This is a genomic window from Nocardioides sp. LS1, assembly GCF_003865225.1.
GTDB lineage: Bacteria > Actinomycetota > Actinomycetes > Propionibacteriales > Nocardioidaceae > Nocardioides > Nocardioides ginsengisegetis.
Genome location: NZ_BIFF01000005.1, coordinates 515,553 through 530,093 on the forward strand (window position 1 = coordinate 515,553; position 14,541 = coordinate 530,093).

Sequence of the window (14,541 nt, forward strand, 5' to 3'; positions counted from 1 at the left end):
GGTTTGGTCGGGCCGGCGCCGCCGACTCGATGTCAGACGAGGACGCCGTGGGCGGCGAGCCGCTCCGTCAGGACACCGAGGCCCTCGTCGAGGTGCCAGCACTCGGCGGCGAGGCCGACCTCGCGGGCCGCCGTCACGTTGGTGGCGCTGTCGTCCACGAAGAGGACGTTGGGGGCGGGCACGGCCAGGCGGTCGAGGGCTGCGCCGAAGAAGGCGGGGTCGGGCTTGGCGGCGCCGACCTCGCAGGAGTAGAACGACTCGTCGAAGAGGTCGTCGTAGCCCAGCTCGGCGCGCATGTGGGCGGCCCGACCGGTCTGCTGGTTGGTCGCCAGGTGGACGCCCAGGCCGAGCCCTCGCAGCCGGTGGACGAGCGCGACGGTCCCGGCGACCGGCTCGATGGTGAGCCAGACGGCGCGGTAGACCTCGTCGGCGGAGGCGGCGACGCCGTACTTCTCGAGCACGGCGGCCAGGACGGCCGGGAAGCCGTCGCCGCCGGTCAGCAGGTCGCGCTCGTGTGCGGTGACGTCGGAGAAGAAGGTCGCGGCGTCGTCACCGACGTACGCCGCGGCGGCCTCCACCCAGCCGACGGGATGGCGTTGGAGCACCCCGTCGGCGTCGAGCAGGACGTGGCCGACCACGAATCAGGCCTCCGTGCCGTGCTCCTTGACGAAGGCGACGATCCGCTCGGCGAGCTCGGGGCGGCACACGATGAGGTCCGGGAGGTAGACGTCGTCCTGGTTGTAGCGCAGCGGGGTGCCGTCGACGCGGGAGGTGAAGAGGCCCGCGGCCGCGGCGACTGCGACGGGGGCGGCGGAGTCCCACTCGTACTGGCCGCCGGCGTGCACGTAGGCGTCGGTGACGTCACGCACGACCGACATCATCTTCACGCCGGCCGAGCCCATCGGGACCAGCTCGGCGCCGATCTCCTCGGCGAGGGCGTTGACGAAGGCCGGCGGGCGGCTGCGGGAGACCGCGATGCGCGGCCGCTCCGAGGTGCGCGGCGGGACGACCGGGACCTGCCCGGTGTTGAAGGTCTCCCCCAGCGCCGGCTGTGCCACGGCGCCGACGGTCAGCTCGCCGTCCTGCCACAGGGCGACGTGCACGGCCCAGTCGTCGCGCGGTGGCTCGGAGAACTCGCGGGTGCCGTCGAGCGGGTCGACGATCCAGACGCGGCTGGCCTCGAGGCGGGCCTTGTCGTCCTTGCCCTCCTCGGACAGCACGGCGTCGCCGGGCCGGTGCTCGGCGAGCAGCGCCATGAGGAGGTCGTGGGCGGCGGCGTCGCCGGCGTCCTTGAGCTCCTTGCCCTCCAGGCCCTCGGTGCGGACCTCGAGGAGGCGGCGGCCCGCGGCCTCGGCCAGCCAGGTGGCGAGGACGTGGTCGTCGGTGGCGGCTGCAGCGGGCGGGGTGCCGGGATCGAAAGTCACCCGGTCACCCTAGCGACCGACCCGCTCAGCTGTTGAACCGCTGCTGGGTCTTCTCGAGGCCCTCGGTGATGAGGGTCTCCACCGCGTCGGCCGCGTGGTCGACCTGGAACGGCAGCTCCTTGGTCTCGACCCTGGAGTAGTTGGACAGCACGAAGTCCGCGACGTCCTGGCGGCCCGGCGGGCGGCCGATGCCGGCGCGCACCCGGTAGAAGTCGCCGGTGCCCAGCGAGGCGCGCATCGAGCGCAGCCCGTTGTGGCCGTTGTCGCCGCCGCCGAGCTTGGTGCGCAGCGTGCCGAAGGCGATGTCGAGCTCGTCGTGGATCGCGATGATCCGCTCCGGCGGCACCTTGTAGAAAGTGGCGAGCGCCTTGACCGGCCCGCCGGTCTCGTTCATGTAGCACCGCGGCCGGGCGAGCACGACGCGTGGCCCGGGCGTGCCGGGCGCACCGAGCCGGCCCTCGACCACGTCGGCGCGGCCGGACTTGTGCGCGCGGAAGGTCCCGCCCATCCGGGAGGCGAGCTCGTCGGTGACGAGGTACCCCACGTTGTGGCGGTGCCCGGCATAGGAAGGGCCGGGATTCCCCAGACCCACCACGAGCCACACGTCGGTGGTGGTGGCAGCGGTCACGGCTGAATCCCGGCCCTCTCTACGGAACCTGTGAAGCAGACTGCGGAGGATCACTCCTCGTCGGCGGCCTCGGTGCTCTCGGCGTCGCCCTCGGCAGCCTCGGCGGCCTCGGCGTCGGACTCGTCGCGCTCGATGCCGGCCTCGGCCTCGGCCTCCTCCAGCTCCGCCTCCAGCGCCTCGGCGCTCTGCGCCTCGGTGATGTTGACGATGAGGGTCTCGGCGTCGAGCAGCAGCGTGGAGCCCTGCGGGAGCGTGAGGTCGGAGGCGAGGATCTGGGTGCCGGCCTCGAGGCCCTCGATGTCGACCTCGACGAACTCGGGGATGTGCGTGGCCTCGGCCTCGAGCTGGATGGTCGCGGTGCCGACGACGACCAGCGTCTCCTTGGCGGCCTCGCCGTTGAGGTGCACGGGGACCTCGACGGTGACCTTCTCGCCCTTGCGGACGACGACGAAGTCGATGTGCTCGAGGTGGCGCTTGATCGGGTCGACCTGGACCTGCTTGGTCAGGGCGAGGGTGCTCTTGCCGTCGATGTCGAGCTCGAGCAGGGCGTTGGCGCCGCCGTGCTTGAGGGCCATCATCGTGTCGTGGCCCGGCAGGGTGATGTGGATCGGGTCGTTGCCGTGGCCGTAGACGACGGCAGGCACCTTGTTCTCGCGGCGGATGCGGCGAGCCGCGCCCTTGCCGAACTCGGTGCGGGACTCAGCGGTGATCTTCTCGGCGGACATGCGAATCTCCTCGTACGTACTGCTGTTCTGGAAGCGGGGTGCTGCAAAGGTCGATGGCTGCCTCGGACCCGGCGCCGCAAACGAAACGCCGCGCACCCGGTCGGAGTCGACATCGAGCAGCGCGGCGCACCTGTGGTCAGCCAGCCCTGTCGATCACGGACCACCCGGACTCCGGGCGTCCCTCGCCGAGGCAACCGCAGCAGTCTAGCCGCGGCGACGGGGCGTGGCGAATCCCCGTTGACGGCGTGGACGGGTGGACTGGTTGGGTGGACCCGTGAGCCTGACGCTGACCGAAGCCCGTGACCGCGCCGCCGTCGTCTCCGACGTCTCCTACGACGTCGACCTCGACCTGACCGACACCGCCACGTTCGGGGTGCGCACCGCCGTCCGCTTCACCGTGCTCCCCCCGACCGCCGACACCTTCCTCGAGCTGGCCCACGGCCGCGAGGTCCGCGTGACGGTCGACGGGGAGGACCGCGACGACGGCGGGTACGACGGCCGCCGGGTGCCGCTGACCGGTCTCGCGACCGGGGCGCACGAGGTCGTGGTCGACGCCCGGGTCCCCTACGTCACCGACGGCGACGGCATGCACACGATGACCGACCCGGCCGACGGCGAGCGCTACGTCGGCGCCTACTGCGGCATGGACATCGCCCAGAAGATCTTCGCCTGCTTCGACCAGAACGACCTCAAGGCCACCATCGCGCTGACCGTCACCGCACCCCCGGCCTGGACGGTGCTGGCCAACGGCGCGACGCTCGAGTCGGCCGACGGCCACTGGCGCTTCGCCACCACCCTGCGGATCCCGCCCGCACTCTTCGTCGTCGCGGCCGGGCCCTGGGCGTCGTACCGCTGGGAGCACGCGGGACTGCCGTTCGGGTGGCACGCCCGCGCCTCGCTGGCCGCCGAGCTCGACCGCGACGCCGCCGAGCTGCGCGCGATCACCGAGGGCTGCTACGACCACTTCGCCGAGCTCTTCGAGGAGCCCTACCCCTTCGACTCCTACGACCAGGTGCTGGTGCCCGGGCTCAACTGGGGCGCGCAGGAGATGCCCGGCTGCGTGACCTACCGCGACGAGTACCTCCCCCGCGGTGCCGTCCCCGAGGACCTGCGCCTGTTCCGCGCGGCCGTGATCGCCCACGAGATGTCGCACATGTGGTTCGGCGACCTCGCCACCATGACGTGGTGGGAGGACACCTGGCTGCAGGAGAGCTTCGCCGACTACATGGGCTACCGCGTGGCCGCCGACGGCGCGGGCTTCCACGGCGCGCTGCTCGGGCACGAGGTGGGCCGCAAGCCCAACGCGTACGACGCCGACCGGCGTCGCTCGACCCACCCGGTCGCCCCGGAGGCCGAGGACGTGCCCGACGTCGACTCCGCCGCGACGATCTTCGACGCGATCTCCTACTCCAAGGGCAACTCCGTGCTGCGCCAGCTGGTCACCTGGCTGGGTGACGAGACCTTCCTGCGCGGCGTGAACACCTACCTGACCCGCTTCCGCTTCGCCAACGCCACGCTCGACGACTTCGTGGCCGCGCTCGACGAGGCCTCCGACCGCGATGTCCGCTCCTGGGTCGAGCTGTGGCTGCGCACCACCGGCTTCGACACGATCCGGGTCGAGCGCGACGAGGCCGGCGTGCCGGTGCTCCACCGGGACGGGACCCGTCCGCACCGCATCCGCGTCACGGCGTACGACGACGGGGCGCGGGAGGTCGGCAGCGAGCTGGTCGACGTCGCGGACGACCCGGTGCCGCTGCCGTCGTACGCCGGCCTCGCGGTCGTGCCCAACAGCCACGGCGAGACGTTCGCGCGGATCGTGCTCGACGACGCCTCGGCCGCCGTGGTCGCGACCGGGCTGTGCCGGGTCGACGACGACCTGACGCGGGCGGTGCTGTGGACGATGCTCTTCGACCGGGTGCAGACCCGGCAGCTCGGGCCCGACGAGTTCGTCGACCTGGTCGCTCGCAACCTGCCCGGCGAGCGCAGCGCGACGATGGTGTCGTCGGTGCTCAACCGGACGCTCGGCCGGGTGCTGCCGCTGCGGGTGCCCGCCGCCGAGGCGCCCGCGGCCCTCGCGACGCTGGCCTCGGCCTGCTCGACGGGGCTCGAGCACGCCACCAGCCCCGACCTGGCGCGCGCCTTCGCGAGCGGCTACGCCGACACCTGCGACGACCCCGAGCCGCTGCTCGGCTGGCTCGCCTCCGACGCGGTCGGCGAGCTGCCCCTCGCGCCGGCCCTGCGCTGGCGGGCCGTGCGCCGACTGGCCGCCCTCGGGGCGCTCGACGCGGAGGCCATCGCGGCCGAGGGTGCCCGCGACGCCGGCAGCGACGGACGGGTGGGCGTGGCAGCCGCCCTGGCAGCCCGGCCGACCGCGCAGGCCAAGGCCGACGCCTGGGCCGTCGTCTCCGACCCGGACGTCGACAACCGGCTCTTCACCTCCGCCATGGAGGGGCTGTGGTCACCCGGGCAGGCCGACCTGCTCGCGCCGTACGTCGACCGCTACCTCGACGAGGCGCCCACGTGGGCCGCGCGCGGCCAGGCGTTCGCGCAGGTCGTCGGGCGGGCGTTCCCGGCGTTGCTGCTCACCGAGCAGCAGACCGACCGGCTCCGCACCGCCCTCGAGGACGACCTGCCGACCGTGCTGCGGCGGCAGTGGGAGGACCGGCTCGACGACCTCGTCGGCTGAGGAGGGCGGCGGGGAGGTAGTCCGTCACCTTCTGGTTGTGGACAGTCGATATCCACAGCCAGAAGGTGACGGACTATCCCTCGATCAGACGACGATCAGGCGTGCCCGTCGAACATGCTGGTGACGGACCCGTCCTCGAAGACCTCGCGGATGGCCCGGGCGAGCAGCGGCGCGATCGACAGCTCGGTGAGCTTGTCGAACTTGCGGTCGCTGCTGATCGGCAGCGTGTTGGTGACGATGACCTCGGTGGCCGGGCTGTTCTTGAGCCGGTCGACGGCGGGGTCGGACAGGATCGCGTGGGTCGCGGCGATGACCACGCCCGCGGCACCGTCGGCCATCAGGGCCTCGGCGGCCTTCACGATCGTGCCGCCGGTGTCGATCATGTCGTCGACGAGCACGCAGATGCGGCCCTCGACCTGGCCGACGACGCGGTTGGCCATGGTCTCGTTGGGCCGGTCGATGTTGCGGGTCTTGTGGATGAAGGCCAGCGGGGCGCCGCCGAGGCGGGCCGACCAGCGCTCGGCGACCTTGATCCGGCCGGCGTCCGGGGAGACGACGGCGAGCCGCTGGTCGCCGTACTTCTCCTTGACGTAGTCGGCCAGGATCGGCAGCGCCATCAGGTGGTCGACGGGACCGTCGAAGAAGCCCTGGATCTGGTCGGCGTGCAGGTCGACCGTGATGAGGCGGTCGGCGCCTGCGGTCTTGAACAGGTCGGCCATCAGGCGGGCCGAGATCGGCTCGCGCCCGCGGTGCTTCTTGTCCTGGCGGGCGTAGCCGTAGAACGGCATGACCACGGTGATCCGCTTGGCGGAGGCGCGCTTGAGCGCGTCGACCATGATCAGGTGCTCCATGATCCACTCGTTGATCGGAGCCGTGTGGCTCTGGATCACGAAGGCGTCGCAGCCGCGGACCGACTCCTCGTAGCGGATGTAGATCTCGGAGTTGGCGAACTCGTAGGCCGACTGCGGGACGAGGCCCGTGCCGAGCAGCGAGGCGACTTCGGCGCTGAGCTCGGGGTGAGCCCGGCCGCTGAAGACCATGAGGTTCTTCTCGGTGGTCCGCTTCATTCCGGTCACGGTGGGCAGCTCCTGGATCGCCGGCGGGGTTCGGTCAGGATTCTCCACCACCGGCGTCGGTCTGCCCAACTCCGGCACCGCCGGGGTGAGACAGGTCTCGTTCACCCTCCGTTACGGCGGCAGCCGCCGCGGCGGCGTCGCCCTGCGCGGTGCCGGCGCGCTTCTTCTGCGCCCAGCCCTCGAGGTTGCGCTGCGGGCCGCTCGAGACCGCCAGGGCGCCGGGAGGTACGTCGCGGCGCACGACCGTGCCGCCCGCGGTGCCGGCGCCGTCGCCGATGGTGATCGGCGCGACGAAGGTGTTGTTGGAGCCCGTCCGGGCGTGCCGGCCGACGGTGGTGCGGTGCTTGGCGACCCCGTCGTAGTTGGCGAAGATCGTGCCGGCGCCGATGTTGGTGCCCTCGCCGATCTCGGCGTCGCCGACGTACGACAGGTGGGGCACCTTCGCGCCGTCGCCGATCGCGGCGTTCTTGGTCTCCACGAACGTGCCGATCTTGCCCTTCGTGCCGAGCTGGGTGCCGGGGCGGAGGTAGGCGAACGGCCCGACGGAGGCGCCCTCGCCGATCACGGCGAGCTCGCCGTGCGTGCGGACGACGCGCGCGCCCGCGCCGACCTCGCAGTCCTTCAGGGTCGCGTCGGGGCCGATCACGGCGTCCTCGCCGACGAGGGTCGCGCCGAGCAACTGGGTGCCGGGCAGGATCGTGACGTCGCGGGCGAGCACGACGTCGGAGTCGATCCAGGTGGTCTGGGGGTCCATGACCGTGACGCCCTCGCGCATCCAGCGGGTCACGATCCGCTGGTTGAGCTCGCGGCCGAGGTCGGCGAGCTGGGCGCGGTCGTTGGCGCCCTCGGTCTGCCGGACGTCGTCGATCGCCCAGGCGCCCACGGTCAGGCCGGCGTCGCGCGCGATCTGGACGGTGTCGGTCAGGTAGTACTCGCCCTTGGCGTTGTCGTTGCCGATCCGGGGCAGCGCCTCGAGGAGGAACTCCGCGTCGAAGGCCAGGATCCCGGAGTTGATCTCGGTGATCTCGCGCTGCTCGCGGGTCGCGTCCTTCTCCTCGACGATCGCCTCGACGTCACCCTCGTGGTTGCGGACGATCCGGCCGTAGCCGAAGGGATCGGCCACGATCCCGGACAGGATGCTGACCGCGCGCTGGGCGGCCTCGTGGTCGGCCGCGAACGCCTTGAGGCTCTCGCCGGTGAGCAGCGGGGTGTCGCCGTAGGCCACGAGCACGGTGCCGTCGATCTTCCCGGCTGCCTCGACCGCGATCCGGACCGCGTGGCCCGTGCCGTCCTGGGTCTCCTGGACCGCGAGCACGGCGTCGGGCATCAGCTCCTGGATGTGCGGACCGACCTGCTCGCGCTGGTGGCCGACCACGGCGACGACGTGGCGCGGCTCGATGTCGCGCACGGCGGCCAGGACGTGGCCGATCATGGTGCGGCCGCCGAGGGGGTGCAGCACCTTCATGGTCTTGGACTTCATGCGGGTGCCGCCGCCGGCGGCCAGGACGATGACGGTCAGGTCCTTGGTCATGGCCGCAGTCTGTCACCGGCGCGTGACAGCCCGAAGTCACTGGGTCCGGGCGGGCACCACCAGGTCGGCACGCAGCTCGGGGCGCACCGTGGCGGCGTACGCGTGCCCCTCGGGGATCCACTTGGTGTCCCACAGCCCGAGCTCGGCCGCGTCGTCGCCCTGCAGCAGGTTGCGGGCCTTCGCGCGGCCGCCGGCGGTGTCGGGGTCCATGTCGATCCACACCGACAGGTCGAACCAGTCGCGGGTCCGGTCGCTGAACAGGCGGATCCCCTCGACGATCAGCACCGGCGGCATCGGGTCGTCGCGCACGCCGGTCTCGCCGGTCCACCACCGGTAGGTGTAGCGCATCCGGTCCGGCGGCGGCGTCGTGCGCGCACTGCGCACCAGCGCCTCGAGGAGCGCCCAGTCGTGCTGCTCCCACATCCCGGCGTCCGGCCCGCACGACTCGGCGTAGAAGCGGTCGGTCGGGACGACCCGGTCCGCCCCGAGGGCGAGGTCGGCGCCCAGCGCCCAGGCCAGGGTCGACTTGCCCGCCCCGCCGTGCCCGGAGATCCCGACGACCGGGACGCGGTCCGAGGTGGCGATCAGGGTGCGGATCCGCCCCAGCAGGTCGTCGTACGTCGTCTCGGTGGGCATCGCGGGCCATGGTGGTGCAGGTCGGCCGGCACGCGCCAGCGCATTTGCTCCCCGGGTAGGAGTCGAACCTACGTCGCTAGTCCTGATTCAAAGTCAGGCGGGCCCTGCCGGCAGACCAACCGGGGATTGACCCGCACAGCCTAAGGGTCGGGTCACATGCTGGTGCGGTAGGCCGCGAGGACCTCGGCGGCCCGGTCGGCATCGCGGTCCTGGATCGGGATGAGCAGCTCGGCGACGACATCGGTCAGCTCGGCGAGGCGGCGGTTGAGCTGACGCTGCTCCTGGACCTCCTCCTCCAGCGCGACGAGGCGGGCGTGCACGGTGAGCGGGTGGCGGCGGGCGCGCTGGTAGCGCTCGCGCAGGAAGGCGGCGCGGGCGCGGGCCCGGTCGAGCGAGGTGGCGGTCATCCGGTTCTCCTGGGGTTGCTGGGTGTGGGACGCGGCCAGAGCACGCGCATCCGGCAGACGAGCGGGTCGGGCTCGCCGAGCATGTCGACGCCCTCGGCGAGCTCCTCGCGGGCGATCACGCCGCCGGCCGCCTCGATCTCACGGCGGACGGCGTCGACGTCGAGGCGCCGGACCAGGCCGGCCGGCCCTGGGGCGGGCCCGGGGTTCTGCTCGCCGGTCTCGGCGCTGAACTCCAGCAGCAGCGAGCCGCCGTGCCGCAGCGCCATCCGGGACATCAGCCACAGGTTGGCGCGGGCCGGCGCGTCGAGGCAGCCGAGCAGCTGCCGCGCGTAGAGGTGGTGCCGGGTCCGGGCGAGCTCGGCGCCGGCGAGCAGCACCGAGCGCAGCTCCCCCAGCATCAGCAGGCGTACGTCGATCCCGTGCCCCTTGCTCGCGATGCGGCGTCGGGCTGTGCCGCGGGCGGCGCGGGAGAACTCGTAGGCGACGACCGGCCGGCCCCGCTTGGCGAAGTAGACGGCGTCCCGGCCGTTGCCGCAGCCGAGGTCGGCGATCGCCCCGGTGCTGCGGACCTGCTGGTGCGCCCAGCGCGCGAAGGCCGAGCCGCTCTGCGAGATCCGCCTGGCGTCCGGGCTGCGGTAGAACTCGGTCCAGCGGCCCATGTCGGTGCGGTAGCCGCGCAGCCAGCCGTCGAGGCGGCGCACGCCGGCCACCGGGTCGGCGTAGCGGAAGGACGGGTCCGGGACGCGCCAGCCCGCGCCGTACACGAACGCCAGCATGGCCTCCGGGTCCGCCGGCGCCGGGAACGCGTGGCCGTGCAGGGTGATCGTCGACAGCGGCAGGATCGCCGACTCCGGCAGCCGGCCGCTGCGGTTGCCGAGCTGGTAGAACGTGCCGGCAATGCGGAACGCCACGAACACGTCGATGTGGCACTGCCGCCCGTCCGAGAGCGGGAGCAGCAGCTTCACGTCGCCGCCGGACATCCGCAGGACGTTCCACCCGCGCCCGCGCAGGGTCCGCTCGATCCGGTAGCTCTCCAGGATCAGCTCGGCAGGCGACGACGCCTCGGAGAGGTAGCAGACGTCGGTGTCGGAGTCGTGCGCGATCATCGCGCCGTCGCGGACCGCGCCGAGCAGCGCGCCGTAGTTGAGGTAGGCCCGGACGCCACACCCCTCGGCCAGGTCGTCGAGGGCGCGGCGGGTGCCGGCGAGGATCTCGTCCCGGACGGCGTCCTCGGTCGCGGAGAAGGCGCGGCAGAGGTGGCCGACCTTGTCGATCGCGAGCGGCAGCCCCTGCGGGTCGACGACTCCGATCCGGCGGCCGGACGCGCCACCCAGGGTGACCTCGTCCTCGAGCAGCACCCGCGTGCCCGGTACGTCGCTCACGCGCACGACGGCCGTGCCGCGCAGGAACCGCCGGAGCTGGTCCGGCCACGCCACGAACGTGCCGCCGCGGGCGGGGACGCCGTCGCGCCCCGGGGAGAACGACCAGACGTAGCGGCCGTCGAGGCTGAGCACGAGCGGCTCGACGCCCGGCGAGGCGAGCGTGATCCCCTGCTCGGTCACGGTCACGGTCCCGGTCACGAGGCCCGGCCCGCAGCCCGGTCGATGGCGCGGCGCAGGGCCGTGCTGGAGGTCTGGACGGTGTAGGGGAAGTAGACGACCCTGGCGCCGACGGTCGCGAGCCGCTCCTCGAGGGCCTGGCCCCGGGGGGTGTCGCGCCAGTCGTCGCCCTTGAACAGCTGGTGGAAGCCGACCTGCCGCCAGGCGTCCAGCTTGTCGGGCGTGGTCTCGGCGTAGGTCGCGTCCACGATCCGCAGCCCGTCGACGATCGCGAGCCGTTCCTCCAGCGGCACGAACGGCCGGATCCCCTTGGCCTGCTCGCACATCTCGTCGGAGACGACGCCCGCCACGAGCACGTCGCACAGGGCGCGCGCCTGGGTGAGGACGTTGAGGTGGCCGACGTGGAAGAGGTCGAAGACCCCGGGCACGTAGCCGATCGAGGGACCCGTCACGAGCCGCCACCTTCCGTTCTCATGTGTTTCTCAACTGATTTACTGGACTTTAATACATGGGCGTCCCTCCGAGCCACGCGAACCGCGTGACCTCCACGACAGCGCCCACTGCCGGACCAGCACCACTACTGTCGGTCCCGTGGACCTGCCCGTGATGCCGCCCGTGCAACCGATGCTCGCCAAGGCCGTGGCCGGCATCCCCGACCCGGCGAAGCACGGCGGCCTGAGCTTCGAGCCCAAGTGGGACGGCTTCCGCTGCATCGTCTTCCGCGACGGCGACGAGGTGGAGCTGACCAGCCGCAACACCAAGCCGCTGACCCGCTACTTCCCCGAGCTCGTGGCCGCGATCCGCGAGCAGCTGCCCGAGCGCTGCGTCCTCGACGGCGAGGTCTTCGTCGCGCTGCGCACCGACGACGGCGGCGACCGACTGGAGTTCGAGACCCTGCAGGAGCGCATCCACCCCGCGAAGTCGCGCGTCGACATGCTCGCCGAGAAGACGCCGGCGGGCTTCGTGGCCTTCGACCTGCTGGCGCTCGGCGACACGTCGTACGTCGACCGCCCGCTGTCCGAGCGACGCGCGGCGATGGAGGAGGCCCTGGCCGGGCTCGACGGACCCTGCTACCTCAGCCGGACCACCACCGACCCGGCCGAGGCCACGCAGTGGTTCACGGAGTTCGAGGGGGCCGGGCTCGACGGCGTCGTGGCCAAGCCACTGGGGGCGCCCTACCAGCAGAACGCGCGGACGATGTTGAAGATCAAGCACGAGCGCACCGCCGACGTCGTCGTCGCCGGCTACCGCGAGCACAAGAACAGCACCCCGGAGCGGCCGCTGCTCGGCAGCCTGCTGCTCGGCCTCTACTCCGAGGGCAAGCTCCAGCACATCGGCGTCAGCGCCAGCTTCACCGAGAAGCGACGCGCCGAGCTCGTCGAGGAGCTCGCGCCACTGGTCTGCCCGATCCAGGAGCACCCGTGGGGTGAGTGGGCCGAATGGGCGATCGCCAACCCCGACCGGGTCCCCGGCACGCAGAGCCGGTGGAGCGCCGGCAAGGACCTCTCGTTCACGCCGCTGCGTCCCGAGCGCGTGCTGGAGGTGAAGTACGACCACATGGAGGGCCGCCGCTTCCGGCACACCGCGCAGTTCAAGCGGTGGCGGCCCGACCGCGACCCGGGGTCGTGCGGCTACGAACAGCTCGAGGAGCCGGTCAGCTATGACCTGGCTAAAATTCTGGGTGTGACCCCGATCGCAGGAGGCGACCGCCATGAGTGAGACCAACGCCGAGACCTACCACGTCGTGCTGCTGGTCGAGCAGGCGTTGACGCCCGCCGACGCGGCGCAGGTGCGCTCCCTGCACGAGGGCCTGGACGAGCCGGTGACCTACCACGTGCTGATGCCGATGGAGGACGCCGCGGCCCGCATCGAGTCGGCCATGGGCTCGCTGTCGGCCGGCGAGGTGCTGGGCTCCCCCGCCCTCGCGATGAACGACGTCGACCTCGAGGCGGTCCGCAAGGACTGCGCCGAGCGCTCCTCGGCCGAGCTCGACGCCACCCTCGCCGCCCTGCGCGGCGCCGGCGCGACCGCCGAGGGCTGCGTCGTGTCCGAGCCGCCGATCGACGCGCTGGCCACGATGGTGACCGCCGTCGACGGCCGCGAGGCGATCATCCTGACCCGGTCCCACGTCGTCGCGGAGTTCTTCCACGTCGACTGGACCTCGCGGGCGCGGCGCAAGATCGGCGTCCCGGTGCTGCACCTGCTCGAGCACGAGAACTTCGACGAGCAGTCCGGCGCCGGCGAGGGCGTCTCCGGCCTCTGAGGTCACTCCCCGGTGTGACCGCCGGCCAGCTCGACGGCGACGTCGAGGTGCCCGGCGTGCCGGGCGTACTCCTGCAGCACGTGGAAGCAGATCCACCGCAGGTCCGGCGGCGTCATGCCCGCGAAGCGGCCGGCCGTCGACCCCGGCTCGTCGAGGTCGTGCGCCTCGAGGACCGCGCGGGTGCGGGCGGCGCCGGCGTCCAGCAGCCCGACGACGTCCTCGAGCGTGTGTGTCGCGGCCACCGCCCACCGTCGGTCGCCGTCACCCTGCGAGTCGCCCCACGGCTCGTCGACGGGCTCCCCGAGGAACCCCCACACGAACCACCGCCGCTCCATGAACGCCAGGTGCTGGAGCAGCTCGATCGGCGTCCACCCCGACGGCAGCCGCGAGGCGCGCAGGTCCTCCTCCGGCAGCGAGCGGCACTTCTCGATGCAGGTGGCGCGGTAGAAGTCGAGGTACGCCGCGTGGTGCGCCGCCTCCCCGCCCAACCCGGGATCGGGCTCGACCCTCACGGCTCCACCCGGTTGCCGTCGGCGTCCCAGTGCGACTCGACCTTCTTGCTCGGCTGCACGCGCGGCGGCTCGCCGGGCATCTTGGGGTAGTCCGGCGGGTAGTTCAGCTCGCCGCCCGGCAGCTCCTCCCAGAGCTCCAGCAGCGGGGTCAGGTCGTGGTGGACGTCGTCGATGCCGGCCCACGGGTCGCCGTCGGCGAGTCGCTCGGGGACCGTGAAGAGGTTGTACTCCCGGGGGTCGGTGACACCCGCGAGCTCGTCCCAGGTCATCGGCGTGGACACGGGCGCGCCGGGGATCGGCCGCAGCGAGTAGGCCGAGGCGATGGTGCGGTCACGGCAGTTCTGGTTGAAGTCGACGAAGATCCGCTCGCCGCGCTCCTCCTTCCACCAGGCCGTCGTGACGCCGGGGTCGCGCTGCTCGAGCGCCCGGCCGAAGCCGATCGCGGCGTGCCGCACGTCGGCGAAGTCCCACTCCGGCTTGATCCGGACGAAGACGTGGATGCCGCGGTTGCCGGAGGTCTTGGGATAGCCGGTGATGCCGAGGTCCTCGAGCAGCTCCCGGGCCACGCACGCCACCCGGACGGCGTCGGCGAAGGACGTGCCGGGCTGGGGGTCCAGGTCGATGCGGAGCTCGTCGGGGCGGTCGACGTCGGAGCGACGAACGGGCCAGGGGTGGAAGGTGAGCGTGCCCATGTGCGCGCACCAGACGGGCACGGCGATCTCGGTCGGGCAGATCTCGTCGGCGGTGCGCCCCGAGGGGAAGGTCACCTCGACCGACTCGAGGTAGTCGGGAGCGCCCTTGGGGACGCGCTTCTGGTAGAACGCGTCGGCGCCCTTGTCCATCGGGCCGGTGGCCAGCTTCATGCCCGGCCGGACCCCGGACGTCCAGCGCTCGAGCGCCGTCGGCCGGTCGCGGAGCGCGCGCATCAGGCCGTCGCCGACGGAGGCGAAGTACTCCGCCACCATCAGCTTGGTGACCTCGGGCGTGGTGTCGGTGGCCTCGTAGATCACCCGGTCGGGGCTGGAGACGCGGACCGCGCGTCCCCCCGCGTCGACCTCCGCTGCGGCAGCTTTCGGCATGGGGACACGCTAGCC

The 14,541-nt window shown here is 72.4% G+C and carries 15 protein-coding genes and 1 tRNA gene; 3 read left to right on the forward strand and 13 right to left on the reverse strand.

Features of this window, described 5'->3' with window-relative positions:
* Nucleotides 1-32: 32 nt before the first annotated feature.
* From EJF31_RS16675 to EJF31_RS16690, 4 genes are read right to left on the reverse strand one after another with little or no spacing between them, the layout of a single operon-like run.
* Nucleotides 33-638: an HAD family hydrolase gene (locus EJF31_RS16675; protein WP_125038251.1), complete on the reverse strand. Its 606-nt coding sequence runs from the start codon at nt 636-638 to the stop codon at nt 33-35.
* Between the two features lie 3 nt (nt 639-641).
* Nucleotides 642-1,424, reverse strand: a complete 783-nt coding sequence (locus EJF31_RS16680; protein ID WP_125038252.1) for a 3'(2'),5'-bisphosphate nucleotidase CysQ — start codon at nt 1,422-1,424, stop codon at nt 642-644.
* Between the two features lie 25 nt (nt 1,425-1,449).
* A complete protein-coding gene (gene pth / locus EJF31_RS16685; RefSeq protein WP_125038253.1) occupies nt 1,450-2,052 on the reverse strand; it encodes an aminoacyl-tRNA hydrolase in 603 nt (200 codons plus the stop codon).
* 50 nt (nt 2,053-2,102) lie between these two features.
* Entirely contained in the window at nt 2,103-2,777 is a 675-nt protein-coding gene (locus EJF31_RS16690; RefSeq protein ID WP_125038254.1) for a 50S ribosomal protein L25/general stress protein Ctc, read from the reverse strand.
* A 274-nt stretch (nt 2,778-3,051) separates the two neighbouring features.
* Between EJF31_RS16690 and pepN the strand changes: the two genes are divergently transcribed.
* A complete protein-coding gene (gene pepN, locus EJF31_RS16695) occupies nt 3,052-5,463 on the forward strand; it encodes an aminopeptidase N (RefSeq protein WP_125038255.1) in 2,412 nt (803 codons plus the stop codon).
* Between the two features lie 95 nt (nt 5,464-5,558).
* On the opposite strand, the gene EJF31_RS16700 is transcribed toward pepN, so the two are convergent.
* The 7 genes from EJF31_RS16700 to EJF31_RS16730 all read right to left on the reverse strand — a co-directional run bounded on the left by EJF31_RS16700 (nt 5,559) and on the right by EJF31_RS16730 (nt 11,124).
* Nucleotides 5,559-6,530: a ribose-phosphate diphosphokinase gene (locus EJF31_RS16700; protein ID WP_125038256.1), complete on the reverse strand. Its 972-nt coding sequence runs from the start codon at nt 6,528-6,530 to the stop codon at nt 5,559-5,561.
* 43 nt (nt 6,531-6,573) lie between these two features.
* Entirely contained in the window at nt 6,574-8,070 is a 1,497-nt protein-coding gene (gene glmU / locus EJF31_RS16705) for a bifunctional UDP-N-acetylglucosamine diphosphorylase/glucosamine-1-phosphate N-acetyltransferase GlmU (RefSeq protein ID WP_125038257.1), read from the reverse strand.
* Between the two features lie 36 nt (nt 8,071-8,106).
* On the reverse strand, nt 8,107-8,706 hold the full coding sequence (locus EJF31_RS16710) for a uridine kinase (protein ID WP_125038258.1): 600 nt from the start codon (nt 8,704-8,706) through the stop codon (nt 8,107-8,109).
* Between the two features lie 47 nt (nt 8,707-8,753).
* Nucleotides 8,754-8,832, reverse strand: a tRNA-Gln gene (locus EJF31_RS16715).
* Nucleotides 8,833-8,858: 26 nt separating this feature from the next.
* Complete coding sequence (locus tag EJF31_RS16720) at nt 8,859-9,113, reverse strand: DUF6752 domain-containing protein (protein WP_125038259.1); 255 nt, start codon at nt 9,111-9,113, stop codon at nt 8,859-8,861.
* Entirely contained in the window at nt 9,110-10,693 is a 1,584-nt protein-coding gene (locus EJF31_RS16725; RefSeq protein WP_125038260.1) for a class I SAM-dependent methyltransferase, read from the reverse strand. Before EJF31_RS16725 ends, EJF31_RS16720 begins: the two co-directional genes overlap by 4 nt.
* A complete protein-coding gene (locus tag EJF31_RS16730) occupies nt 10,690-11,124 on the reverse strand; it encodes an adenylyltransferase/cytidyltransferase family protein (protein WP_125038261.1) in 435 nt (144 codons plus the stop codon). The genes EJF31_RS16725 and EJF31_RS16730 overlap by 4 nt, the downstream gene beginning before the upstream one ends.
* A gap of 139 nt (nt 11,125-11,263) precedes the next feature.
* On the opposite strand from EJF31_RS16730, the gene EJF31_RS16735 reads away from it, so the two are divergent.
* Together EJF31_RS16735 and EJF31_RS16740 are read left to right on the forward strand one after the other, a co-directional pair.
* The gene (locus EJF31_RS16735) at nt 11,264-12,391 is read left to right on the forward strand and encodes an ATP-dependent DNA ligase (protein ID WP_125038262.1); all 1,128 of its coding nucleotides are present in this window, start codon (nt 11,264-11,266) and stop codon (nt 12,389-12,391) included.
* A complete protein-coding gene (locus tag EJF31_RS16740; protein ID WP_125038263.1) occupies nt 12,384-12,935 on the forward strand; it encodes a hypothetical protein in 552 nt (183 codons plus the stop codon). The genes EJF31_RS16735 and EJF31_RS16740 overlap by 8 nt, the downstream gene beginning before the upstream one ends.
* Before the next feature lie 2 nt (nt 12,936-12,937).
* Here EJF31_RS16740 and EJF31_RS16745 read toward each other — a convergent pair whose 3' ends face one another.
* Together EJF31_RS16745 and EJF31_RS16750 are read right to left on the reverse strand one after the other, a co-directional pair.
* Nucleotides 12,938-13,447, reverse strand: a complete 510-nt coding sequence (locus EJF31_RS16745; protein WP_125038264.1) for a DinB family protein — start codon at nt 13,445-13,447, stop codon at nt 12,938-12,940.
* Nucleotides 13,444-14,526: a DNA polymerase domain-containing protein gene (locus tag EJF31_RS16750; RefSeq protein WP_125038265.1), complete on the reverse strand. Its 1,083-nt coding sequence runs from the start codon at nt 14,524-14,526 to the stop codon at nt 13,444-13,446. The genes EJF31_RS16745 and EJF31_RS16750 overlap by 4 nt, the downstream gene beginning before the upstream one ends.
* Nucleotides 14,527-14,541 lie beyond the last annotated feature (15 nt).

Coding starts and splice junctions, on each gene's coding strand:
- EJF31_RS16750 (WP_125038265.1), bottom strand. CDS start 14,526: ATGCCGAAAGCTGCCGCAGCGGAGGTCGACGCGGGGGGACGCGCGGTC.
- EJF31_RS16700 (WP_125038256.1), bottom strand. CDS start 6,530: ATGAAGCGGACCACCGAGAAGAACCTCATGGTCTTCAGCGGCCGGGCT.
- EJF31_RS16710 (WP_125038258.1), bottom strand. CDS start 8,706: ATGCCCACCGAGACGACGTACGACGACCTGCTGGGGCGGATCCGCACC.
- EJF31_RS16740 (WP_125038263.1), top strand. CDS start 12,384: ATGAGTGAGACCAACGCCGAGACCTACCACGTCGTGCTGCTGGTCGAG.
- EJF31_RS16720 (WP_125038259.1), bottom strand. CDS start 9,113: ATGACCGCCACCTCGCTCGACCGGGCCCGCGCCCGCGCCGCCTTCCTG.
- glmU (WP_125038257.1), bottom strand. CDS start 8,070: ATGACCAAGGACCTGACCGTCATCGTCCTGGCCGCCGGCGGCGGCACC.
- EJF31_RS16690 (WP_125038254.1), bottom strand. CDS start 2,777: ATGTCCGCCGAGAAGATCACCGCTGAGTCCCGCACCGAGTTCGGCAAG.